General features: G+C 37.8%; 24 protein-coding genes and 1 other annotated feature. Of the genes, 20 read left to right on the top strand and 4 right to left on the bottom strand.

The features are described 5' to 3' along the window. Positions 1 to 258: undecaprenyl-diphosphate phosphatase (locus tag GX687_05250; protein HHX96846.1), on the top strand; the 258-nt coding region annotated here is incomplete at its 5' end. Here GX687_05250 and GX687_05245 read toward each other — a convergent pair. Continuing rightward, positions 255 to 839 (bottom strand): class I SAM-dependent methyltransferase, encoded by a 585-nt coding sequence (locus tag GX687_05245; protein ID HHX96845.1) that lies wholly within the window; start codon positions 837 to 839, stop codon positions 255 to 257. The genes GX687_05250 and GX687_05245 overlap by 4 nt on opposite strands. A 150-nt stretch (positions 840 to 989) precedes the next feature. Here GX687_05245 and GX687_05240 point away from each other — a divergent pair, with 150 nt between their 5' ends. The 14 genes from GX687_05240 (at position 990) to GX687_05175 (ending at position 17,065) form a co-directional block, all read left to right on the top strand. Next, on the top strand, positions 990 to 1,199 hold the full coding sequence (locus GX687_05240) for a DUF378 domain-containing protein (protein ID HHX96844.1): 210 nt from the start codon (positions 990 to 992) through the stop codon (positions 1,197 to 1,199). A 191-nt stretch (positions 1,200 to 1,390) separates the two neighbouring features. Beyond that, positions 1,391 to 1,601 (top strand) — a binding site (T-box leader). Between the two features lie 41 nt (positions 1,602 to 1,642). Continuing rightward, entirely contained in the window at positions 1,643 to 3,331 is a 1,689-nt protein-coding gene (gene ilvB, locus GX687_05235; GenBank protein HHX96843.1) for a biosynthetic-type acetolactate synthase large subunit, read from the top strand. Continuing rightward, entirely contained in the window at positions 3,303 to 3,782 is a 480-nt protein-coding gene (gene ilvN, locus GX687_05230) for an acetolactate synthase small subunit (GenBank protein ID HHX96842.1), read from the top strand. The genes ilvB (GX687_05235) and ilvN overlap by 29 nt, the downstream gene beginning before the upstream one ends. A 20-nt stretch (positions 3,783 to 3,802) precedes the next feature. Then, a complete protein-coding gene (gene ilvC / locus GX687_05225; protein ID HHX96841.1) occupies positions 3,803 to 4,795 on the top strand; it encodes a ketol-acid reductoisomerase in 993 nt (330 codons plus the stop codon). Positions 4,796 to 4,816: 21 nt separating this feature from the next. Continuing rightward, positions 4,817 to 6,463 carry a biosynthetic-type acetolactate synthase large subunit gene (gene ilvB / locus GX687_05220; protein ID HHX96840.1) on the top strand — a complete coding sequence of 549 codons (1,647 nt, stop codon included), beginning with the start codon at positions 4,817 to 4,819 and terminating at the stop codon, positions 6,461 to 6,463. Continuing rightward, positions 6,463 to 8,004 (top strand): 2-isopropylmalate synthase, encoded by a 1,542-nt coding sequence (locus GX687_05215; GenBank protein ID HHX96839.1) that lies wholly within the window; start codon positions 6,463 to 6,465, stop codon positions 8,002 to 8,004. Before ilvB (GX687_05220) ends, GX687_05215 begins: the two co-directional genes overlap by 1 nt. A gap of 5 nt (positions 8,005 to 8,009) precedes the next feature. Then, on the top strand, positions 8,010 to 9,269 hold the full coding sequence (gene leuC, locus GX687_05210) for a 3-isopropylmalate dehydratase large subunit (GenBank protein ID HHX96838.1): 1,260 nt from the start codon (positions 8,010 to 8,012) through the stop codon (positions 9,267 to 9,269). A gap of 2 nt (positions 9,270 to 9,271) precedes the next feature. Further along, on the top strand, positions 9,272 to 9,772 hold the full coding sequence (locus GX687_05205) for a 3-isopropylmalate dehydratase small subunit (GenBank protein HHX96837.1): 501 nt from the start codon (positions 9,272 to 9,274) through the stop codon (positions 9,770 to 9,772). Further along, positions 9,765 to 10,826, top strand: a complete 1,062-nt coding sequence (leuB, locus tag GX687_05200; protein HHX96836.1) for a 3-isopropylmalate dehydrogenase — start codon at positions 9,765 to 9,767, stop codon at positions 10,824 to 10,826. The genes GX687_05205 and leuB overlap by 8 nt, the downstream gene beginning before the upstream one ends. 63 nt (positions 10,827 to 10,889) lie before the next feature. After that, positions 10,890 to 11,798 (top strand): diguanylate cyclase, encoded by a 909-nt coding sequence (locus tag GX687_05195; GenBank protein HHX96835.1) that lies wholly within the window; start codon positions 10,890 to 10,892, stop codon positions 11,796 to 11,798. Then, entirely contained in the window at positions 11,791 to 12,660 is an 870-nt protein-coding gene (locus tag GX687_05190) for a D-alanyl-D-alanine carboxypeptidase (protein ID HHX96834.1), read from the top strand. The genes GX687_05195 and GX687_05190 overlap by 8 nt, the downstream gene beginning before the upstream one ends. Before the next feature lie 77 nt (positions 12,661 to 12,737). Then, the gene (locus tag GX687_05185) at positions 12,738 to 13,940 is read left to right on the top strand and encodes a hypothetical protein (GenBank protein ID HHX96833.1); all 1,203 of its coding nucleotides are present in this window, start codon (positions 12,738 to 12,740) and stop codon (positions 13,938 to 13,940) included. A gap of 83 nt (positions 13,941 to 14,023) precedes the next feature. Beyond that, entirely contained in the window at positions 14,024 to 15,382 is a 1,359-nt protein-coding gene (locus tag GX687_05180) for a D-aminoacylase (GenBank protein ID HHX96832.1), read from the top strand. 114 nt (positions 15,383 to 15,496) lie between these two features. Further along, positions 15,497 to 17,065: a hypothetical protein gene (locus GX687_05175; protein HHX96831.1), complete on the top strand. Its 1,569-nt coding sequence runs from the start codon at positions 15,497 to 15,499 to the stop codon at positions 17,063 to 17,065. Here GX687_05175 and GX687_05170 read toward each other — a convergent pair. Genes GX687_05170 through GX687_05160 form a run of 3 tightly spaced genes read right to left on the bottom strand, consistent with a single transcriptional unit; the run spans position 17,062 to position 18,882 of the window. Next, the gene (locus GX687_05170; protein HHX96830.1) at positions 17,062 to 17,793 is read right to left on the bottom strand and encodes a DUF881 domain-containing protein; all 732 of its coding nucleotides are present in this window, start codon (positions 17,791 to 17,793) and stop codon (positions 17,062 to 17,064) included. The genes GX687_05175 and GX687_05170 overlap by 4 nt on opposite strands. After that, positions 17,786 to 18,163, bottom strand: coding sequence for a small basic family protein (locus GX687_05165; GenBank protein ID HHX96829.1), 378 nt, complete (start codon positions 18,161 to 18,163; stop codon positions 17,786 to 17,788). The genes GX687_05170 and GX687_05165 overlap by 8 nt, the downstream gene beginning before the upstream one ends. A 17-nt stretch (positions 18,164 to 18,180) precedes the next feature. After that, positions 18,181 to 18,882: a DUF881 domain-containing protein gene (locus GX687_05160; protein ID HHX96828.1), complete on the bottom strand. Its 702-nt coding sequence runs from the start codon at positions 18,880 to 18,882 to the stop codon at positions 18,181 to 18,183. Between the two features lie 346 nt (positions 18,883 to 19,228). On the opposite strand from GX687_05160, the gene GX687_05155 reads away from it, so the two are divergent. From GX687_05155 to GX687_05135, 5 genes are read left to right on the top strand one after another with little or no spacing between them, the layout of a single operon-like run. Further along, complete coding sequence (locus GX687_05155) at positions 19,229 to 19,954, top strand: TIGR00159 family protein (GenBank protein ID HHX96827.1); 726 nt, start codon at positions 19,229 to 19,231, stop codon at positions 19,952 to 19,954. Then, a complete protein-coding gene (locus GX687_05150) occupies positions 19,954 to 21,162 on the top strand; it encodes a hypothetical protein (protein ID HHX96826.1) in 1,209 nt (402 codons plus the stop codon). The genes GX687_05155 and GX687_05150 overlap by 1 nt, the downstream gene beginning before the upstream one ends. Positions 21,163 to 21,182: 20 nt before the next feature. Beyond that, positions 21,183 to 22,520: a phosphoglucosamine mutase gene (locus tag GX687_05145; protein HHX96825.1), complete on the top strand. Its 1,338-nt coding sequence runs from the start codon at positions 21,183 to 21,185 to the stop codon at positions 22,518 to 22,520. 13 nt (positions 22,521 to 22,533) lie between these two features. Continuing rightward, a complete protein-coding gene (acpS, locus tag GX687_05140; protein ID HHX96824.1) occupies positions 22,534 to 22,905 on the top strand; it encodes a holo-ACP synthase in 372 nt (123 codons plus the stop codon). 1 nt (position 22,906) lies between these two features. Then, positions 22,907 to 24,448: an NAD(P)H-hydrate dehydratase gene (locus GX687_05135; GenBank protein ID HHX96823.1), complete on the top strand. Its 1,542-nt coding sequence runs from the start codon at positions 22,907 to 22,909 to the stop codon at positions 24,446 to 24,448. Positions 24,449 to 24,544: the final 96 nt, after the last annotated feature.

Below are 24,544 nucleotides of genomic sequence, written 5' to 3'. Positions count from 1 at the left end.
CGCTTTTCTTTTTTACTTTCCCTCCCTGCTATTATGGGGGCGGCATTAGTGCAAAGTGTTGATTTATTCAAGGGAAATATTGAGGGAATTGGTATGGGGGCCCTTTTGATTGGTACATTGGTAGCCGCAGTTTGCGGTTATATTGCGGTGCGTTGGATGTTGGAGATTATAAAAAATAAATCCTTAAAAATATTCTCCTATTATTTATGGATTGTTGGTGCAGGAGTATTATTTACACAATTAATGGGTTGGTTTTAATTTTTAGCTGCCTGATAAAAAGAAAGTTTGCCTAGGGGAGTAAGCAGTTGTTTTTTTTCTCTTAATTGTTTAAAACCTGTTGCTTGTATTAGTTGGGGTAAATTGCCTTTAGCATGATCCCTAGTATTAGGAAATCCATCTATAAAACGAATCGGTAGAAATAAAAGCTGTAAAAATAGTTGACCTGCTTGGTCAAAATCGAGGAGGTGGAAATAACCTCCTTTTTTTAAGATGCGATATATTTCTTGTAAAGCAAGTATTTTTTGTTTTTTGTGCAAATGATGAAAAACCAGACTGGAGAAAACTAAGTCAAAAGTTTGGGAAGGATAGGGGAATTCTTTACCAGCATAGGTTTGTAAATTTATTTCTAAATTGCTGCATTGAATTTTTTTTTGAGCGAATTTTATAATTTGAGGATCAATATCTAAACCAAAAACCCTTGCTGTGGGGTTTTCTTTTTTTAGTATTAAAAGAAATGTACCTGTACCACAACCAAAATCAAGGATAGTTTCCCCTCCTTTAATTTCGGCAGACTGCAGGAAAAATTGGTTAATTTTTTTTTCTAAACCTGTAAGTTTCATCAGGGAATCAAAAAAGGGGGTTAGCCACTTAAATCTTAAGGCGGGAATAAACTTTTTTTCCATAAGTATTCACCAAAAATTAGCTTGCCCAAGATAAATGAATAAAGTTTGGTAAAATGTGTCATCCTAGTGAAAGAAAGGAGTGAAATTATGGACACATTGGCTTTAGTTTTAGTTATCATTGGAGCGATTAATTGGGGACTTATTGGTTTATTTGGTTTTGATTTTATTGGCACACTTTTTGGCGGACAAATGACACTTATCAGTAGGGTGATTTTTTCACTTGTAGGTTTAGCAGGTCTTTATTCTTTAACTTTTCTTATGGATAATCGTTTGCAAACAGATGTTGCCGAAGATTAAAAGACTTTAGTCTTTTAAGTGCAATGACTTTATGCATAGTCATTGCATTTTTTTTACGGGAATTTAGTGATCTAATTTAAAATTAGAGTAACGTGAGTAAAAGGTGTGATTTGTTTAATTTTACTTGTTTGTAGAAAAAAGTAGTTGACAGGTGTCTCTTTTTTTGTATATACTATACTCAATTTTATTCATTAAAAGCGATGAAGGGAAATAGTTAAACCTTAGTATGGTACAGAGAATCGGGGTAGGTGAAAGCCGAGACATACAGTTTAACTTTGCTCGTCCCAGAGCTGCTTATTCGAAAGGTTAAGTAGGGTAAGCCGGTGGCAAGCCGTTATTTTGTAGGAGTGACCTTTTTTGAGGTAAGTAGGGTGGTACCGCGGGTATTCTCTCGCCCCTGATTTAAGTCATGGGCGAGAGTTTTTTTTAAGGAGGTGTGCTTGATGAATGGTGCGGAATATATTGTACGATTTTTAGAAGAAAAAGGGGTAGAGGTTATTTTTGGTTATCCTGGAGGGGCAGTATTGGTACTTTATGATGCCTTGGGTAAATCTTCTTTACAACATGTGCTGACTCGTCATGAACAGGGAGCAGTACATGCTGCTGATGGTTATGCTCGGGTGAGTGGGAAAACTGGGGTTTGTTTTGCTACTTCGGGGCCAGGGGCTACTAATTTGGTAACTGGAATTGCCAATGCCTATTTGGATTCGGTTCCTTTATTAGCTATTACTGGTCAGGTGAGTGTAGATAGTATTGGACGGGATTCTTTTCAGGAAGCGGATATTGTCGGTATTACCATGCCGATTACCAAACATAATTACCTAGTAAGAAAAATAGACGAATTGCCGGGGGTTTTGGCTGAAGCTTGGAGTTTGGCCCGGGAAGGTAGACCAGGACCAGTACTAATTGATTTGCCAAAAAATATTTTTACGGAAAAGGTTGAATTAAAAGAGGTTGTTAATGAAGGGCAAAAGATTTGTTTTAAGAATGGTTTGGCAAGACAATTGGGTAAAATTGCTGCAGTTTTAAAAGAGGCTCAAAGGCCATTAATTTTCGCAGGGGGAGGTGTTGTTGCGGCAGATGCAGAAAAAGAATTGGCCGCTTTTGTACATTATACGGGGATACCGGTAGTTACTTCTTTAATGGGTAAAGGTGTTGTTGCGGAAAAAGAAGAATTTGTTTTGGGTATGGTGGGAATGCACGGTCGACCAGCGGCTAATTTAGCTATGAGTGAGTGTGATCTATTGCTAGCTCTGGGGACGCGTTTTAGTGACCGGGTAACTGGTAATCCGGAACATTTTTTGGAGGATGTAAAAATTATACATGTGGATATTGATCCTGCGGAATTGTTAAAAAATGTGGAAGCAGATTATCCTGTAGTTTGTGACGTGCGTGAATTTTTAAAAGAAATAATGGCAGAGTTAAAAGGGGTTAGTTTTGATTTGGCAGTTTGGTGGGAAAAAATAAATGGCTGGCAAAAGGCATATCCTTTACAATATGAAAAAGGTGAAATGATTAAACCACAGGAAATTATTGAGGGGGTTGCCAGTTGGGGACAAAAAGCAATCATTACTACTGATGTAGGACAGCATCAGATGTTTGTTGCTCAATATTATCCTTTAGTAGGAAAAAGAAGTTTTGTCACCTCTGGTGGCTTGGGAACAATGGGTTTTGGTCTACCAGCGGCTATTGGAGCGGCATTTGGCAGACCGGGAGAAATGGTCGTTTTGTTCACTGGTGATGGCAGTTTTCAAATGTCTTTACAGGAATTAGCAGTAATGGCACAGTATCAATTGCCGGTAAAAGTATTTATTTTAAATAATTCTTGTTTAGGTATGGTTAGACAGTGGCAGGAGTTCTTTTTTCAAGGTCATTATGCGGAATCTTTATTTAAGGGTGGGCTTGATTATTTAAAATTAGCGGAAGCTTATGGGATAAAAGGTTTACAGATTAGTAAACCCGGGGAAGTAAAAACACTTATCCGGGAGGCTCTACAAACTCCCGGACCTGTTGTGGTTGAGTGTTTAGTTGATCCTAAGGAAAATGTTTTACCAATGATTCCCCCTGGGGGGAAAATAAATGAAATGTTGGGGAGGTGGTCTGGTGAAGCACACATTAGCCGTCTTAGTTGAAAATCGTCCGGGGGTTCTTTCTAGGGTAGCTGGGTTGTTTGCCCGCAGGGGCTATAATATTGAGAGCTTAGTGGTGGGAGAAACCGAGGAGCGAACCATTTCACGTATTACTTTGGTTGTAGAAGGTGATGATCGGGTTATTGAACAGGTAAGTAAACAATTGAATAAACAGGTAGAAGTAATTAAGGTACAAGACATTACCCAAGAGGAAATAGTGGAAAGACAAATGTTGTTAATTAAAGTGGCCGCCGGTCCTGAAGAAAGACAGGAAATATTGCAGTTAATGGATGTTTTTCGCAGTCGCATTATTGATATTGGTAGACGTTCGCTGATTGTGGAGGCTACGGGTGATGAAGGTAAAATTGAAGCAATTATTCATTCCTTGAGACCATTTGGCATTCAGGAATTGGTGAGAACTGGCAAAGTGGCCATGGTCCGAGGATCTAAATAATTATTTTAGGGGGTAAGAAAATGGCAAAGATGTTTTATGATGGGGATGCAGATTTAAAAAATTTAGCGGGAAAAACAGTGGCGGTACTTGGTTATGGCAGCCAAGGACACGCCCAAGCTCAAAATTTACAGGATAGTGGTGTCAAGGTAATTATTGGTTTGCGACAAGGAAGTAAGTCTTGGTCACAGGCGGAAAAAGATGGTTTTCAGGTTTTTTCGGTTGCGGAGGCTGTTTCTCAGGCTGAGGTTATTCAAATTTTACTACCTGATGAAAAACAGTCTGTAGTTTATCGGCAGGAAATTGAACCGAATTTAAAGCCTGGAGATGCTTTAGTTTTTTCTCACGGATTTAATATTCATTATGGTCAGATTGTGCCACCAGCTGAAATTGATGTTTTTATGATTGCACCTAAAGGCCCGGGTCATATGGTACGAAGATTATATCAAGAGGGGATTGGTATTCCTGGTTTAGTAGCTGTTTATCAGGATGCAAGTGGTAAAGCTATGGATTTGGCTTTGGCCTATGCCAAAGGTGTAGGTTGTACACGTGCTGGAGCGGTACTTACTACTTTTAAAGAAGAAACGGAAACAGATTTATTTGGTGAACAATGTGTTTTATGTGGTGGTTTAACAGAATTGATTAGAGCTGGTTTTGATACTTTAGTGAAAGCAGGTTATCAGCCTGAATTGGCTTATTTTGAAGTCTGCCATGAATTAAAATTAATTATTGATTTGATTTATGAAGGTGGTATAGCTAATATGCGTTATTCGATTAGTGATACCGCCGAATATGGTGATTTGGTTACTGGTAGTCGGATCATCACTGAAGAAACAAGAAAAGAAATGCAAAAGGTGTTAAAGGAAATTCAGGAAGGTACTTTTGCCAAACGCTGGATTTTGGAAAATCAAGCAGGTAGACCTGAATACAATGCACTGAGAAAAAGGGATGCAGCTCATGGTTTGGAAAAGGTAGGGGCAGAATTAAGAGCAAAAATGCCTTGGTTGAAAAAGTAATTATCCAGGGAGGTGGCTTTAATGAAATCAGGTGCGGAAATTTTGGTGGAAAGCTTGCTAAAGGAAGCTGTGGAAGTAGTTTTTGCTTATCCGGGGGGAGCGGCTTTAGAAATTTTTGATGTTTTGGGGCAAACTTCCGAAATTCGTCTAGTAGTTACTCGTAATGAACAAGGTGCGGCACACGCTGCTAGTGGTTATGCCCGGGTAAGCAAAAAGCCGGGAGTTTGTCTAGCTACTTCAGGGCCAGGTGCTACAAATTTGATTACCGGGATTGCTACGGCTTATATGGATTCGATTCCTTTGGTTGTTTTTACTGGTCAAGTACCTTTGAAAATGATTGGTACTGACGCTTTTCAAGAAGTGGATATTACCGGAATTTCCGAACCGATTACCAAACATAATTATTTGGTAAAAGCAGCCGCGTCTATACCGCGAATTGTCAAGGAAGCCTTTTATATTGCGTCTAGTGGTAGACCAGGACCAGTACTCATTGATTTACCAAAAGATGTGGCCCAAGCTTTAGCCAAGGCTGAGGTTTGTGAAAAAATAAACTTACGTGGTTATAAGCCAAATTTGGTGGGACATCAGGGGCAGTTAAAACAGATTATTAAATTATTAAAGGAAGCAAAACGCCCCTTGATTTGTGCCGGTGGTGGGGTTTTAAGTGCTCAGGCAGAAGAAGAATTGCTTGTTTTGGCTGAAAAACTAAATATTCCAGTGATAAATACAATGATGGGACTAGGCAGTATATCCCGTGAACATCCATTAGCTTTAGGAATGTTGGGAACCTATGGCTTACCGGAAGCTAATTTGGCTGTACAGACATGTGATTTATTTATTGCCTTAGGTATGCGTTTTGATGATCGGGTGACTGGGGAAGTAAGTAAATTTGCACCTCAGGCTAAAATTATTCATTTAGATATTGATAGTGCGGAAATTGGTAAAAATGTGGCTGTTGATGTGCCTTTGGTTGGTGATTTAAAAATTGTTCTACAGCAGCTGTTAGCTGATTTGCCTGAGGAGCAAAAAGATAATTGGTGGTCATTACCTGAAAAAAAGGAGTCCATATCAGGTTTAACTTTTAAAAAAATTATGATGGTCTTAAATGAATTTTTGGATGAGAAAACAATTGTGACTACTGATGTGGGGCAACATCAAGTTGGTGCTGCACAGTGGTTAAAAATTAAAAAACCACGTACCTTTATTAGTTCTGGTGGTTTAGGAACGATGGGTTATGGTATACCTGCCGGAATTGGGGCTCAAATAGCAGCACCGGAAGCTGTGGTACTAGTGCTTACTGGGGATGGTAGTTTTCAAATGGGTCTGGCAGAATTGGGTACCTGTTTAGAAGAAAATTTACCTTTAAAAATTATTTTGATCAATAACCAGGCTTTGGGAATGGTAAAACAATTACAAGATCATTATTGTCAGGGCAGACATACTGCGGTTCATTTTCGCCGCCGACCTGAGTTTAAATATTTAGCTAAGGCTTATGGGGCCTTAAGTTTAACTGTGGAAAAAGCTGTTGATTTAAGGGAAAAAATTAATGAATTGCTCAATAGACCGGGTTTAGGTTTACTGGAAATAAAAGTGGCGGCTGGGGAAAATGTTTATCCTGTAGTTTTGGGAGGTAAAGGTTTGGAAGAAATGGAATGGGGTGATGAGTAATGAGTGATTCCAGAATTTTTATTTTTGATACTACTTTAAGGGATGGAGAACAATCACCGGGTGTTAATTTAAATATGGAGGAAAAACTTATTTTAGCCAAACAATTGGCTAAATTAGGGGTTGATGTTTTGGAAGCTGGTTTTCCGATTGCTTCTAGTGGAGATTTTAAAGCTGTGCAGCAGATTGCACGAGAAGTAAAAGGACCGGTGATTACTGCTTTGGCTCGGGCACATGAAAAGGATATTCGGGCAGCCTATGAGGCGATAAAAGAAGCAGAAAAACCCCGTATCCATACTTTTTTAGCTACCTCTGAAATTCATATGCGTAAAAAATTACAAAAAACCGCCGTAGAGGTAAAGGAAATGGCTGTACGTGCAGTTAAATTAGCTAAAAGTTTAGTAGCTGATGTGGAGTTTTCCGCCGAAGATGCTTCTCGCAGTGAATTACCATTTTTATGTGAGGTGATTACTGCGGTAATTGCTGCTGGAGCCACGGTAATAAATATTCCAGATACTGTGGGTTATGCTCTGCCTTGGGAATTTGGTGAATTTATTGGGGCTCTAAAAAAAGGGGTGCCTAATATTGAGCAAGCAGTAATTAGTGTTCATTGTCATAATGATTTGGGTATGGCGGTAGCTAATTCTTTGGCAGCAGTACGTAATGGGGCCCGACAAATTGAAGTAGCGGTAAATGGTATTGGGGAGCGGGCTGGTAATGCTTCTTTAGAAGAAGTAGTGATGGCTCTTTATACACGGCGGAATAGTTTAGGATTTACGACCGGAATTAAGACACGGGAAATTTATCGTACTAGCCGCTTGGTAAGTACTTTGACCGGGATGGCGGTACAGCCTAATAAGGCTATTGTGGGTAAAAATGCTTTTGCTCATGAATCTGGTATTCATCAAGATGGTGTTTTAAAAGAAAGGACTACTTATGAAATTATGAATCCGGAAATGCTGGGAATTAGTTCACCTAAACTTGTTTTGGGTAAACATTCTGGAAGACATGCTTTTCAGGTACAATTAAAGGAATGGGGTTATTTTTTGGAAGGGGAAGCATTAGAACGTGCTTTTCGGGAATTTAAAGAATTAACTGATCGTAAAAAGGAAGTTTTGGAAGAGGATTTATTAATTTTATTGGATAGTAATTTACTGGATAAAGGTGAAGATTGTTATGAATTAGAGCATTTACAACTTACCGCAGGTACAAAAATTTCAGCTACAGCTACTGTAGGTTTAAAAATTAAAGGTATTTTAAAAGAGGAGGCGGCTTGTGCAGGTGGTCCGGTAGAGGCTACTTATCAAGCAATTGAAAAATTAGTGTCCCTGCCGGTTAAATTAGAGTCTTATAGTATTAGTGCAGTTACTGAGGGTAAAGATGCACAGGGTGAAGTAATTGTGCGTGTTTCCTTTGATGGGAACATTTATTTGGGTCGTGGTTTGAGTGTGGATATTATCGAGGCTAGTGCACGGGCTTATCTTAATGCTTTAAATAAAATTGTGCGGCAGTTTCCGCAATTGGTAGAAGTGGGGGAAGTGTGATGGGAATGACAATAACTGAAAAAATTTTGGCGGCACATGCCGGATTAGATCAGGTTAAAGCTGGTGATTTAATTCAGGCTAAATTGGATCTGGTATTAGCCAATGATATTACTGGCCCTTTAGCTATTAAGGAATTTAATAAAATTGGGGTAGAAAAGGTTTTCGACCGGGAAAAAATTGTTTTAATTCCTGATCATTTTGCACCTGCTAAGGATATTGCTTCAGCAGAACAGTGTTTATTATTAAAGAATTTTGCCGAGGAGCAAAATCTTTTACATTATTACGAAGTGGGACGTTGTGGAATTGAACACTGTTTTTTACCGGAAAGGGGTTTGATTTCTCCTGGTGATTTGATTATTGGGGCTGATTCCCATACCTGTACTTATGGGGCTTTGGGTGCTTTTTCTACAGGTGTGGGTAGTACTGATTTAGCGGTAGGTATGGCTAAGGGAGAACTTTGGTTTAGGGTTCCGGAAACCATTAAAGTAATTTTTAAAGGTAAACCGCGTAATCCTTGGGTAAGTGGTAAAGATTATATTTTGGCCTTAATTGGGGAGATTGGGGTTTCTGGGGCACGTTATCAGGCTTTGGAATTTTGTGGGGAGGCTATTGAAGATTTGTCTTTAGATGGACGTTTTACCATGGCTAATATGGCCATTGAAGCTGGGGCGAAAAATGGGATTATGGTAGCTGATGAAAAAACCAAGGAATATTTGGTTTCTCGTACTTCACGGACAGGTAAGATTTATGAAAGTGATCCCCAGGCCAATTACAGCCGCATTATTGAAATTGAGGTAACAAATATGGAGCCCTTGGTAGCTTTTCCGCATTTGCCGTCTAATGTTCAGCCTGTGGAAAAAGGACGGGAAATTAAGCTTGATCAGGTGGTAATCGGTTCTTGTACTAATGGTCGCTGGGAAGATTTAGAAGTAGCGGCTAGAATTTTACGTAAGCGGGAAGTTCATCCACGTGTACGAGTAATTGTTATTCCTGGTACTCAAGAACTTTATTTGCGGGCTGTAAAAGAGGGTTTAGTGGAAATCTTTATACAGGCTGGTGCGGTGGTCAGTACACCTACCTGTGGCCCTTGTTTAGGTGGTTATATGGGGATTTTGGCACGGGGAGAAAGAGCGGTGGCTACAACTAATCGAAATTTTGTGGGCCGGATGGGAGACCCGCAGAGTGAAGTTTATTTGAGTAATCCGGCTGTGGCCGCGGCTTCCGCCATTTTGGGGAGAATTGCTTCACCTGAGGAGGTGGAATAATTATGAGTTTAAAAGGTCGAGTTTGGTTAGTGGGTGATGATGTAGATACTGATTTAATTATTGCGGCTCGTCATTTAAATCGCAGTGAAGCCCAATATTTAGCTGAACATTGTTTGGAAAATGTTATTCCTAATTTGTTCCGGGAAATCGAAAAAGGTGATGTTTTAGTTGCTGGTAAAAATTTTGGCTGTGGCAGTTCGCGTGAACATGCTCCTGTAGCTTTAAAAGCGATAGGATTTAGCTGTATTTTGGCGGAAAGTTTTGCCCGTATTTTTTACCGTAATGCAATTAATATTGGCCTGCCGGTAATTACGATTGCGGGGATTAGACAATATTTAAGACAAGGTTCGCTTTTGGAAATCAAGCCGCAAACAGGTGAAATTAAAGATTTAACATGTGGAAAAACATATCAAGGTGAAGCCTTTCCTTCATTTATGTTGGAAATTTTAAGGGCTGGGGGGGCTATTCCTTATGTACAAAGGCAGGTGAAAAAGGTTGATTAAACTAGTTGTTTTGCCTGGTGATGGTATCGGACCAGAAGTAACTGAGCAGGCTTTGGAAATTTTAAATGTAGTAGCAGAAAAATATGATTTGAACATAGTTAAAGAAAAGGGGCTTCTCGGTGGTGCAGCTATTAGGGAAAGTGGGGAGCCATTTCCGCAGGCTACTCGGAATTTGGTAGCTGCAAGTGATGCTGTTTTTCTGGGGGCGGTAGGTGATCCCCAATTTGATCATCCGGAAAGTAAAGTAAGGCCGGAAATGGGTCTACTTGCCTTGCGAAAATTTTTGGGGGTATATGCCAATTTGCGGCCTGTTAAATGTTGGCCGCAATTAATTGAGCAGTCGCCTTTTAAAAAAGAAAGGTTAAAAGGTGTAGATTTATTAATTGTGCGTGAACTTACTGGAGGAGCCTATTTTGGGGCTAAAGGTAGAAAAAAGGATTTTGCTTATGATACGATTGAGTATAGTGATGTAGAAATCAGAAGAATTGTGAAGGCTGGTTTTAAGTTAGCTCAAAAAAGAAGAAAAAAATTAACTTCTGTTGATAAAGCCAATGTCATGGAAACTTCACGTTTGTGGCGTAAAATTGTTTTAGAAGAAGCTGCAGCTTATCCGGATGTTGTTCTGAATCATTTATATGTAGATAATTGTGCTATGCAGCTTTGTTTAAACCCTGGACAATTTGATGTTTTGGTTACGGAAAATACTTTTGGTGATATCCTTTCTGATCAGGCCTCTGTTTTGGGTGGTTCTTTGGGCATGCTGCCTTCAGCAAGTTTAGGTGATGGTCCGGCTTTATATGAACCGGTACATGGTTCGGCACCAGATTTGGCTGGGCAGGATAAGGCTAACCCTCTAGCTGCTATTTTATCACTAGCTATGTTTTTGGAAATGACCGCTAACTGTCCTGCAGGTGCTCGGGATATTGAAAATGCCGTGGAAAATGTTTTAGACCAAGGTTGGAGAACCGCAGACATTTACGAAAATGGCTGTTTTTGTGTAGGCACAAGATTAATGACTGAAAAAATAAAGGAGGTGCTTTTAAAAAGCAGGTAATTTTAATTTTAGGGCGAAATAAAGTTATGTGAAGTGTTATTGTCTGGTCGGGGGGCAAAAAAGTTGAAGGTTTTAGTAGCAGAGGATAGTCGTTATTATCAAAAAATATTAAAAGATATTTTAAACAAATGGGGCTATACTGTTGTTGTGGCCAATAATGGTGCTGAAGCTATTGGAAAATTAAGTGAGGAAAATGGACCCAAATTGGCAATTGTTGATTGGGTAATGCCTTATATTGATGGGTTAGAAGTATGTAGGAAAACTCGTCAAATGCAGGAAAGAGGTTATATTTATCTAATTTTGTTAACTATTAATGCTGATAAAGAAGATGTAATAAAAGGTTTAGAAGCTGGGGCTGATGATTATATTATTAAGCCCTTTAATGAAATGGAATTAAAGTTTCGTTTAAAAACCGGGGAGAGAATTATTAGGTTAGAGGATCAAATTATGCAGTTAGCTTTAACCGATTCTTTGACCGGTCTTTTAAATCGGCGTGCTTTTATTGATCGCTTGGATGGTGAATTAGAACGTTATAAGCGGTTAGGGGCTCCACTTTCTTTAATTATGGCTGATTTGGATGATTTTAAAAAAGTTAATGATAATTATGGTCATTTAGTTGGTGATGAAGTTTTAAAAGGTGTAGCTAAATGTTTTGTGGATTCTTTACGCAAATATGATTTTGTGGGTCGTTATGGTGGTGAGGAATTCATTATTTGCCTTCCGGGTGTAAAAACTAAACAAGCGGTCTTGGTTGCAGAAAGATTGCGTATTAATATGCGGGATTTAGTTGTTTATAAAGATAAAAAACCCCTTAAGCTTAAGCTTACTTCTAGTTTTGGTGTTTCTTCATTGGGTGAAGATATTTTTGATATTCATACTTTAACGAAAAAAGCGGATGAAGCTTTATATTTAGCCAAAAAGAAGGGTAAAAATCGGGTAGAATCATATCAGTGTGGTACGGAAAATGCGTAAAATAATTATCACTTTAGTGGTTTTGGCTGGGTTTTTTCTTTTGGGTTATCAAGTAGCCTTATTAAATACACCTACTGTTTTAAATGAAAATTACTACTGCCCCCAGTTGTGTGTTTGGGAGCGGCAAAGTCAAACTATAAAACTGGCGGCTGAGGAAAATAAAAAAATATATCCTGCTTCTTTAACTAAAATTATGACTGCAATTGTGGCTTTAGAAGAGATCGCGGATTTGGATGAATTGGTAGTAGTGGATGTGGCTACTTATCAAAAGATGGTAGCTAAAAATGCTTCTTTGGCTGGTTTCTATGGACGTGAAAAAGTAACTTATCGGGACTTACTTTATGGTGCTTTATTAAGTTCGGGGGGAGAGGCAGCGAACTCTTTAGCAGTTAATTTAGCAGGTAGTGTGGAAAATTTTGTGGATTTAATGAATGAAAAGGCTGAGTTTTTAGGTTTAGAAAATACTTATTTTGTTAATCCAGAGGGACTAGATGATCCCGGGCAATATTCTACAGCTCATGATTTAGCAAGATTATTGGATTTTGCCTTAAATAATGAATTTTTTCGGGAAATTATAACTACAAAAACTTATCTCAGCACACCTACATTGGATCATCCTCAAGGCTTACTCTTACAGTCCACAGTGCTGACACTTTTGGAAGATGTTAATCAAGAAGGCTTTCGAATTTTAGGTGGTAAATCTGGTACTACTTCTCAGGCTGGTGAATGTTGGGCTATTTTGGCTGAAAAAAATGGTCGCGAATATATTTGTGTGGCCATGGGTGGAGCTATTCAAAATTGGCCTAATACAGGTACTGGTCCGCGTGATGATTGTTTACGATTATTAAAAAAACTTAATTAATTTTTTTGTAAAGATGTGTGAAAATATGCTATAATTATATTAAAATTGCTAATTGGTATTGATTGGAGGAAGAAAAATTGGGATTAAGAAAAAAATTAAGTAGTCTTTGGGGGAAAAAGCCGTCGGTGTCTGCTGAGGAAGAAAACAAATTTTTAGAGAATTTAAGGGAGACTTTTGATTTAAATTATCAAACTTGTCAAAGGGCCATTATTGATAAGTTCAATAAAGATGTACTTACACGAAATTTAAAAGGTGAGGATTTACAAAATAATTTGCGTAAGGAGTATGAGGTTTTTAATAAGCAAATCGAAGCTAATTTTTTACCTTTAGAATTGATTGTTAAAGAGTTTTTGCACAGTCAAAGAAGTGAGATTATTGAAAGGGAATTAGAAAAAATAAATGCACAAAAAACAAGTCTTCATTATTCAAATTTTTTGAGTCACGGTATTCAAGGGATTTATTATGGCTATCAAGATGGTGTAGATTACAGTTATTGGTTACCTGAAGATACTAAACAGCTTTTGCCTTCTGATTTGCTTTCTTTTGCTAAAAACTATAAAGCAGATTTAGATGGAAATTTTAAAGCCTATGAAAAAGTTTGGGGTGCTCTTCATTTATTGAAAGAGGTAGGTAAGGATGAATTAAGGCAATTGGAACAATCTTTTCAAGAAACAAATCAAAAATGGCGGCAGTTTGATGAATCCTGTTTGAAGATACAAACTTTGAATTATGAGAGTGAAAAGGCTGATTTAGAAGCAAAGGTTTGTTGTGCGGCTGGTCGCATTCAAGCTGTTCTGGATAATTTACCAGAACTTAAGTCTGATGGACCGCAGAGATTAGTGCAAAAAACCGATGCTTTAAGAAAATATCAGCGATGGGGAAAAGTAGTAGATTGTAATTTGTATTTTCTTTCTTCGCAAATAGAAAAAGGGCTTCAGCAGATTGCTGAGCTTAAAAAAGAGGCAGCAGCTGTGGGTTTAAATTATGATTGTCGGGAAAAAAGGCGGGAGATTGAGGCTGTTTGGGGGGAAGCAAATAAAATTGTTGACGAATTTTCCCTGTATCGTGATTTGGCGGATCGAGCTATTGCTGAATATTTTTTAAAGGATTCGCGTTTTGGTACGATACCGAGACGACCATTTTCTGATCTAGAATATAGTTTATTATTAAAATTGGAAAAGCGTTTTGGGGGTACTGGAGTGGGAGTTGCCAAAATTGGTCGGCACCTAAATTTAGGGGAAAAATCAACCGAAGTTCAACGTGAGGGACCGGTAAGATAAAAGAATTTTTTAGTATGAACAGGAATTATGGTTAGGGCTGTAGAAAGATAAGTTAATAATTCATTAGGGGAGATGTATTAGCAATGTTGACCCGGCGGGAATTTTTGGCTTATCTGGGGATCTTAGGTGCAGCAGTGGTTTTACCGGTTAAAATAGTGGAAAATGAGCGGGAAATAAAAAAAGCACAGGCGGCAAAACCTGTGGATTGTGATTGGGTAATTGAAAATGTTTTTTTGATAGATGGTTCGGGTAATCCTGGTTTCCCGGGTAAATTGGCAGTTAAAGATGACAAAATTGTGGCTAGCGGGGATTTTTTGGTTAGTGAAACTGTGGAAGTGATTGCCGGACATGGTTATATTTTGGCTCCAGGTTTTATAGATGTACATACACATACTGAAGACTATTTTTTAAGTGGTGGTGAGATGAGTCCTTTTTTATCACAAGGTGTCACTCTGCAAATTGGCGGAAATTGCGGACGTTCACCGCGTGATTTAAAGGACTTTTTTCAAAGAGTACCTGAAATGCAGATTAATTATGGTTCATTAATGGGGTATGCTACTTTACGGCAAATGGTTTGGGGACGGGATTGTCCTGAGAAGGCTACACTACAAGCAATAAATCAGATGCAAAACTATTTGGCTAAGGCCTTGGAAGATGGGGCTGTGGGACTTTCCATCGGCTTAGAATATTGGCCTCAGACTTATGCTTCTACAGAAGAAGTGATTGCTTTATGTGAAGTACTTAAAGAAAAGGGAGGTTTTTATGCTACCCATATACGCAGTGAATATGACCGGGTTTTAGAGGCTCTTGAGGAAGCCATTGAAATCGGTTTTCAAGCAGGGGTTCCGGTACAATATAGTCATTTAAAAGCAGGTTTTAAACGGAATTGGTCTAAAGTACCTCGAATTCTGGAAATGCTCAGTGAAGCTGAGGCAGATGGTTTAGATATTAGGGCTGATTTTTATGGTTATACATATTCTAGTACTGATGTTGGTCGGAAAGTGTTTCAGCATTCGATGAGTGCTGAAAACCTAGAATTAGCGGCAGTACATCCTTTAACCTTTTTTGCCAGTGATGCCGGTATTCATGCCGGGGGTAGGGCCATTCATCCGCGTGCTTATGGTAATATTCCGCGAATTTTGCGATGGTTTGTACGCGAAAAGGGTTTACTTACTTGGGAAAAAGCGATCGCTAAATTAACCTCCCAGCCAGCCCGCAGGTTAAATTTAAAGAGGCGAGGTTTATTAAAAGAAGGTTATCAAGCTGATTTGGTACTGTTTGATCCGGAAACGATTACAGATAAGGCTACTAGGGAAAAAACTAATATTTTTTCCGAAGGTGTAAAAAAAGTATGGGTAAATGGTAAATTAGCTTGGGCTGATGGAGAAAATCTGCATCCAAATAGTGGGCAAAAAATTTTAAATAAAAAACTTGTTGTTTAAGGGGTGTAAAAAACCCCTTTTTTGTGTCGGTAATTTGTGGAAAAAAATTAAAGGAAAAAGCCCTGGGGATAGCGAAATTTTTCTAGGAGATATTTTAATGTGAGGTGAATTGTTTTGCCCAGGGAAAATTATCAGGCCTATGTTACTTTAGAACGTTGGCAGGGTTATTGTGATTTAATAATTTTAGAGAAAAATGGCTTAAATGAGCGGGAATTAACGGCCCATTATTTTTCCCTGAGCTTTGACCATCAAGGGATTAAAAGATATCTGTGGCAGAAATTAATAATTCCCCATCGACAGTATTGGGCACAAAAGCTGCAGGGATATGTACAAATTGATTTAGCTATTGCTTTGGCTTTATTAAAGGACGCCTATCTGCAAAATATGAGATTTAATACTGTGGTGGCCATAGATGAGGATTGTTTTATTGATTTTTTGCGGAAGAGTTTTTTAGAAGCCAATAAAAATAAGTTGTGGCGTAAAATGGGGCTTGGTAATTTAACAATAGCCGAATTTGCACAATTATGTTTAAGTGCTTTAAAAAGAATGGATGGAGCCCTGCTTTATGATTTTATGAGTTTACAGAAAAGGAAAGCATTATCTTCACGCGAAGATTTTTTGTTAGCAGTGGGCAAATCCTTAGAAAAGTATACCTTTTTAAAAAGCGGTCTTCTGGAAATAAGGGATTTAGGTGTAAAAAGTGTAGTTAAAGTGTTTATAATTGTGAGTACTTTAAATGATGAAGTGAAAAAAATTACTTATGAATTGGAAATTTTAAAACAAGCTGAATTTATGTGTTTGAATAGTTTTGGGTATTTGGGAAGTGAGGTCTTATCTAAAGAACATCCCGAAAACCCGATAAATTATCGTGTTTTTTGTTCTGTCTATCATTTGCCTCAGCCTAATTTGGTGATTAAATATTTAGAGGCAAATCCCGATATTTTTTTAACTGGAGAATTTAAGGGTGGTACATGTTATAAATTACTGCGGCCGGAAAATGTCAGTGAATTTAATTATGATATTTTTAGTGGGATTGTTTGTGAGTTTTTAATTACTAAACAAGAAGTGTTTATTTATGCACAACAACCACTTAATCTTGCCAAATGGGAATATAAATTAGTTGAGGCTTTGGGTAATAATATTAAATTTCAACAAAAATATTATTTACCAGTACGTAAATTATATCAGGCGGCAATTTTAGGTTTACCTATTGATAAATTATTAAAACAATCTCAGGTTAAAGGGGTGGATAGTTTTCCGGTACAATCAGCTTTGTTTTTGTGGAGAAGTCGGCAGGGGGCTGTAGAGACTCTAAAAAAAATAACCGAGAAAAATCAGCACCTGACTAAAAATCTGTGTTATTTTTACCAGTCCACAGCAAAAGAAAAATCCCCTAGTTTTTGTGAATATTATCTCTGTGGGGATTGGTTATGTTTAAATGTTTATAATGGTAATATAAAAAAGGAAATGTCGAAACTTGGTTCTAAAGTAGAATTAATTAAAACTAGAAGTTTTAATTTGCAGGAGGAATTATTTTTGGAATCTTTTTCCGGGGAAAAACGGTGGAGAATGTTTAAAAAGATTAATTTGATGGAACAGGAGGCCCCTTTTTTAAAAACAATGGGTTTATTGCCGAGTGTTAAGGGAATGGCCCAAAGTTTGGGGGCGATTGTACAGACTTAAGTTTGTTCAGTTATTTTTTCTTCGGGACGATATTCATTTAAAAAATAGTAGACGGTTGGTTTTTTGATAGGGGGAATTTCTAAGCTGTCTGCTTTTTCTATTTGAGGATAGGCATTGAAAAGGGCTAAATTATCCATAATCCCTCCGGGTAAGGTCAGTCCTTTTTCTAAATTGTGGGGATCACCAATAGCCTTAATGGTGATAGGATATGTTAGTTGTTTGTGGTTAACAGTCATAAAAATATGGTAGCCATCTTTACCTTGGGTGTCTTCGGCTACGGAAATGGTGCTGTGATTAGTAAGTCGGTATTCATTAATAGAAATGGCTTCTGCACCTGCATTCCAAAGTTCATTGCTAATATTTAAAAGATCGGTATAAATAATGGGCATATCTTCTTCAATGGTAATAATAATTCCGGGACCTTGTAGGGGGGTAGTGCCATTAATAATACGCAGCTTTTCCATTTCCGAAGAGATGCTTTCTAGCAGTTTTTTTTCGTCACGGCTGCTTTCCATTTGTGCTCTAAGTTGATTACTAAGATCAATAATTTCTAAAGCTAGTTTTTGTCTTTTTTCGGAAAGTCCGCGAACCATGGCAATTAAGGTTTCACTTCTTTGATAAGTGAGATCACTAGCGATGCGGGTCTGGGCTTGAAATTGTAAAGAAAGCATAATTCCGAGAAAAAGTAAAACAATGGTGATGGGAATTTGCCAATAAGTTTTATTCATGCTCAACACTCCGTTTATTTTCTTTTTTCCGGTAATAATGGGTTAAAGCATGATGTCTGATAGAGGCCAAATTTTGAAAAATACGGACACCGAAGGCAAAAACAGCAGCATAATAGAGATCTACACCTAAACGATCTCCCAAATAAGATAATAAGGCGGCTAAAAGTGCATTAGTAAAAAAACCGGTTAAAAGAATCATGCCATCAAAGGTATCTTCAAGGATAGCCCTAATACCTCCAAAGACAGAGTCTAAAGAGGCTAAAACGGCAATTGACATATATTTAATAAAGATAGGTGGTAATTGTAGGGAAATACTTGAGCCTAAAAAAGCACCGATAATTAAGCCAATTATGGGAATGAAAAACCACATTTGAATAAGCCCTCCTTTTAATGAGGATTGACATATTTAAATTGCATTTCACCTTTATAGGCTGGAAGAATTAAATCATCTTTTTCGATAATGGTAACCGGATAATGAGCTGCTTTTAAAAGGTTTAATTGACCCAAAGAAACACTTTCTAACATTAATTTGGGACTGCCAATGGCACAAATTTCAAAAGGTGGTGCAATACGGGTAGTATTAATTAAAATTAAATTACCTACACAGCGAATTTCGGAATTAGTAATTAAACGCTGACCATTTATGGCGATGGCTTCTGCACCGCCAATTTTTAATTCATTAATTAAATTGAGTAAATGTTCATAATGGATGATATACTTATTGGGATCTTCATGGGGGGAATTTAAAAGCCCCTCTTTATTATCATCTAAAGTAATAATTATACCTTTGCCGATAACTGGTGTTAAGCCGGCTTTTATTTTAGCTTGTCTAATTTCTTGCTGCAAGTCCTGTAATTGTCCTTTGGTGCTTTGATTTTGCAGTTCATTAAATTGATTACGCATTATCTCGATTTGGTCTTCTTGGGATTCAATTTCTTTTTCTAAAGCTTGAATTACCTTGATGAGGTTGGCATTTTTTTGGCTAATGGCATCAAAATTGGTAGTTTTACTTTGTGCCTTTAATTGAAAGGCAAGGAAGAAACCGGAAATAATGCAGAGAATGGTAAGTGGTATGGCATATTTACGCATAATTCTTCCCTCCTTGATAATCTATGTTCAGGATTATATTTTACTAAGTGACAAAATACAAATAAAAAATGGCTAGATCGAAAAAAATTATGGAAAGCAAAGAGTCACTTTTTATGTTATGATAAAGAAGTGAGTCACTGTATTTTATTATATAGGATGAAGCAATAAAAATCATTAGCCCTCTAATTTAAATATATTAAATAAATATTTAAAGGATATAAATGTGAAAATGCCGAAATAATTCCTTAAAAAGGGGGAAGTAGTTTTGGGAAGGCTGGCTTGGGAATCACTCAGTATTATCAGTATTTTAGATATATTAATTGTCGCTTTTGTAATTTATAAATTAATGATGATTATTAAAGGGACGCGTGCTGTGCAGTTAATTAAGGGTCTCTTTGTTTTACTAGTGGCTTCTTTGTTAAGTGGCTTGTTTGGTTTTACTACTATTGCTTGGATTTTAAGACAATCTTCAAAAGTATTAGTTATAGCCTTACCCATAGTTTTTCAACCGGAATTAAGGAGGGCCTTGGAAAGATTGGGACGGGGTAAGTTTTTTGCTAGGCCCATGTCAGTGTTAACTGAGGAATCTTTAAGTAATGTGGTAGAACAATTAGCTCGTGCGGTGAAAATTTTTTCGGAAAATAAAATTGGTGCTCTAATTATTTTGGAACGAGAAATTGGTGTTAATGACTATATTGAAACTGGTACAAAAATAGATGGTTTGGTTTCTACAGAATTTATCGTTAATCTTTTTTTACCGCGCAGTCCTTTACATGATGGGGCTGTAATTATTCGGGGAGATCGTGTAGCTGCTGCCGGTTGTTTTTTACCACTTTCCGAAAACCTTAATTTAAGTAAGGAATTAGGTACTCGGCATCGGGCTGCTATTGGTTTAACTGAACAATCAGATGCCATGGCTATTATCGTTTCTGAGGAAACGGGTACTATTTCTGTGGCCGAAGAAGGTAAATTAACCCGTTATTTAGATGAAAATATGTTAAAAGATATTTTAGATAAGCGTTTGTTAACTAAACAGCAGAATTTAATGTCTTGGTTTAATTGGAGGTCTTAATGGTGAAAAAACGGGGCCAAGAAGAAGTAGTTTATAAAATATTGGCGGTTTTATTAGCGATTTTACTTTGGTTCTATGTTTTAAATTTAGATAATCCCACTGTAGAAAAACCTTTCTCGGTTAGTGTAGAACCACTTAATTTAGCACCTGGATTGGCTTTGGTTGAACCTCCGGGAAATGTGGAAGTTAGAGTTAGGGGTACTTCCTTAAATGCCCTTAATAGTCGTGAAATTAAAGCGGTGGTAAATTTAGCTGGGGCTAAATTGGGTGAAGGTACTTATTGGGTAAGTGTCAGTTTACCTGCAGGGGTAGAATTAGTTGCTATTAGACCAGCCAGTCTTAATTTACACATTGATGAAATAAAAGAAAAGCAACTGCCCATTAGGGTGATTACCCAAGGGACGGTTGCTCCTGGTTATTCCTATTTTGAACCGGTTTTGGAACCTTCTACGGTTGTGGTTAGAGGGGCAAGTGGTTTATTGGCTGATTTGGATACTGCTTTAATTACGGTTAATGTGGAACAGGCCAAGGATAATTTAGTTCTTAATCCTCCTGTAACTTTATTGACCAAGAAGGGGGAAATTGTTTCTGGACAATTTGAAATTAGTCCACAAAACATTCAGGTTTTTGTGCCAATTACGGAGAACACGGATAGTAAAACTGTTGCCATTAAACCGAATATTAAAGGTGGACCAGCAGAAGGTTTTCGGGTTGCTAGGGTGATTTTAGATCCGGAAACAGTTAGAATTACGGGAAGTTATGAGGCTTTGAGTCAAATTTATCAAGTAAATACTGCCCCAATTGATATTACAGGCATTAAAGAAAGCTATTCTACGCAAGTGGCTTTAATTCCCCCGGAAGGAGTAAGTTTACTTTATCAACCTGTAGTAAAGGTCTTGGTACAAGTTGAGGCGATTACTGTTGTGAAAGACTTTACAGATGTTCCTATAACTGTACTTAATTTGGCTGGTGATGATCGTGTTGCTTTAAAAACTGATAAAGTACAGGTTAGTATTAAGGGACCGCGGACAGATATGGAATTGGAAAAAAGTGAAATTAAGGCTTTTATTGATGTCGCGGATTTAAAGCCAGGTGTGCATAATTTAGCTGTAAAGATTGAGTTACCATCTAATTTACAGGTTGAAAAAATGGAACCACAGCGGATTGAAGTTACACTTAGTAAGGTAGAGGTGGAAGAAGAAGATTAAGGGAAGGGGTATTGGTAAAAATGAGTAAGCTTTTTGGAACTGATGGGGTGAGGGGATTGGCTAATCAAGAATTAACCCCAGAATTAGCTTTTAGTTTGGGCAGAGCCGCTGGTACGCTTTTAAAAAATAGTGATGAACGGACAGCCATTTTATTAGGTATTGATACTAGGATTTCCAGTTCTATGTTGGAAAGTGCTTTAGCTGCAGGTATTTGTTCGGCAGGGGTAGATGTTTATGCTGCAGGTGTTATTCCCACACCAGGGGTGGCTTATTTAACTAAAGAAATAAAAACATGTGCCGGAGTAATGATTTCGGCTTCCCATAATTCATTTGAGGATAATGGTATTAAGTTTTTTGATGAATTTGGTTATAAATTGCCAGATGAAGTTGAGGAAAAAATAGAGACCCTTGTTTTGCGGGGTACGGAAAATTTACCCAGACCCATTGGTGGTGATGTGGGTAGAATAATTCCTTTCCCTAATGCTTTGAATCGATATGGCCAGTTTTTAAAAGAAGCGGTAAATGTTCCACTTACTGGTTTAAGAATTGTAGTAGATTGTGCTCATGGAGCAGTTAGCGAAATTGCTCCTCGGGTTTATCGTGAATTAGGTGCACAGGTAATTAGTATTAATGATTTACCTACAGGGGTAAATATTAATCATAATTGTGGTTCTACACATCTGCGGGCCCTACAAGATGCGGTTTTAAAATATGAAGCTAATTTGGGGATTGCACATGATGGGGATGGGGATCGGGTTCTTTTTGTTGATGAAAATGGTAAAATCGTGGATGGTGATCAGACTTTAGTGATTTGTGGTCTTGATTTGCAGGCTAAAGGTCTTTTAAAGGGGAAAATTGTAGTTACGGTGATGAGTAATTTAGGTTTAAAAAAGGCTTTTCAAGAGGCTGGTGTGCAGGTTTATGAAACTCAAGTTGGTGATCGTTATGTTTTGGAGAAAATGCTGCAAAGTGGAGCCATTTTGGGTGGGGAGCAATCTGGACATATTATTTTCCTGCGGCAAAACACTACTGGTGACGGTCTTTTAACAGCTTTACAATTGTTGAAAATAATTAGGGAAACTAGGGAGCCTTTAAGTGAATTGGTAAAGCAAATGACTGTATATCCACAAGTATTAGTTAATGTTAAGGTGAAAAATAAGGAAGACTGGCAAGAAAATGAGGCTATTGCTACTGCTATTTCCGAGGGAGAGAGATTGTTGGGGGCTAATGGCCGTCTTTTGGTCAGACCCTCTGGTACCGAACCTTTATTAAGGATTATGGCCGAAGGAATGGATAAAGTACAATTAGAAAAAATAACCGCTAAAATTGCGGAAGTAATTGCGGAGGAATTGGCTTAAGGGAGGTCGTAATTTGCTTTATGTTGGTACCGATATAATTGAAATAAAAAGGATCAAACAGCTTACTGAGCGTTACCCACAATTTTGGGAGCGAATTTTAACATCAGCGGAAAAGGAATATTGTCTTTCTAGGGGAAATCCTTGGGAATCTTTAGCTGGCAGGTTTGCCGCGAAAGAAGCAATCTTGAAATGTTTGGGTTTAGGTTTATTTCGTCTTTCTTGGCATGATTTAATTATTGAGTCTGATTCTCTGGGCTGTCCGCGGGTGAAATTTAGTCAAGCCTTACAAAAGATTTTAACCGCAAAGGGAATCGCCGAGATAAAAATAAGCATTTCACACTGTCATGATTATGCTTTGGCAGTGGCCATCGGGAAGGGTGATTAGATTGCGAATTATTACAGGTAGTGACATGAGAAAAATTGATTTATGGGCTCAAAAAGAAAAAAGAATTCCCCCACTATTATTAATGGAAAATGCCGGCCGGGCTGTGGCTTTGGCTGTGGAAAATGTAATCGGGGCGGAGCCAAAACAAAGCCTATTGTTTTTAATCGGTAAAGGTAATAATGGGGGGGATGCCCTTGTTGCTGCTCGTCATCTTTATCAACAGGGTATGGAAATTAATCTATTTTTCCTTTTTCCTCCTGAAGAATGGCCTGGTTTGGTACGAAAAAATTGGGAACTTTTAAAGGACCAAGGGATTAAAGGTCACTACTTAGCTGATGAACATAGCTTTTATTTATTAAAATTATGTTTAAGTAATTCTACTTTAGTTATTGATGGTATTTTGGGTACTGGTCTGCGAGCATCACTTCCTGAGAATATTGTCAAAACTATTAAATTAGTAAATCATGCCTCTATACCGGTATTGGCTATTGATGTGCCTACTGGGGTAGATGCTGATCAGGGTTATGTTGCCAAGCCTTGTGTGCAGGCTAATTATACTGTTACTTTTGCTTGGGCTAAAAGGGGACAATTGCTTTATCCGGCTAAAAAAAATATTGGCAAATTGTTTATTGCCGATATTTCTATCCCAGAATCAGGTTTGGAATTAGTGGATATAAAACAATACTATTTTGAACGTCAAATGGCTCAAAAGTGTTTGCCGCTGCGTGATGAAACAGGTCATAAAAATACTTTTGGACATGTTTTAGTATTAGCTGGTTCCCAAGGGATGATGGGTGCAGCTTATTTAGCAAGTAAGGCGGTTTTGCGTTCAGGTGCTGGTTTAGTTACGGTAGGTGTGCCTCAATCTCAGGCTCCTTTTTTTAATTTAGCTTTACCGGAGGCAATTACTTTAGCACTGCCTGAGACGGAAAAGGGTACTTTGGCTGCAGAGGCGTGGCCAATTATTAAAGCTAATTTAGCGGGTAAAAAGGCTTTGGTTTTTGGACCTGGTTTAAAAACTGAAAAAGGAATTAAAGAACTATTAACTAAAATAATACAATTTAAAATGCCGCTTGTTTTAGATGCTGATGGCTTAAATGTTTTAGCCCAGGAGCCGGAACTATTGGCTCAGAAAAAAGCACCGCTAATTCTTACACCTCATCCTGGGGAAATGGCTCGTTTGTTAAAAATAACTACAGAGCAAGTGCTAAAAAACCCGGTGGATGTGGCTCTACAGGCCGCAAATACTTTTCAAGCTATTACAGTTTTAAAGGGTGTGGTAACTATTATTACTACCCTTGAACAAGAGGTTTACATAAATTCAACAGGTTCTTCTGCTTTGGCTACAGCCGGAACTGGTGATGTTTTAGCTGGTTTAATTGCCGGTTTGTTGGCTCAGGGATTATCAACAAAAAAAGCTGCCTTATTAGGTGTTTATTTACATGGTTTGGCTGGGGAAATTGTAGCTGCGGAAAAAGGTGAAAGGGGTGTTATAGCTGGAGATGTGGTAGAAGCAGTACCCCTAGCTTTAAAAGATTTATGATCTTTTCGATTACTGCTCACCTTTGTTTTTTAATTGTAAATTAGGAGTATAATTATTTAATAATTTTGTTAAAGGTAAATTAGTTTACACAATTTT

Source organism: Clostridia bacterium (assembly GCA_012841935.1).
GTDB lineage: Bacteria > Bacillota > Peptococcia > DRI-13 > DTU073 > DUTS01.
Note: the sequence above shows the minus strand (reverse complement) of the source record. Positions and strands in the feature narration are given on the sequence as shown.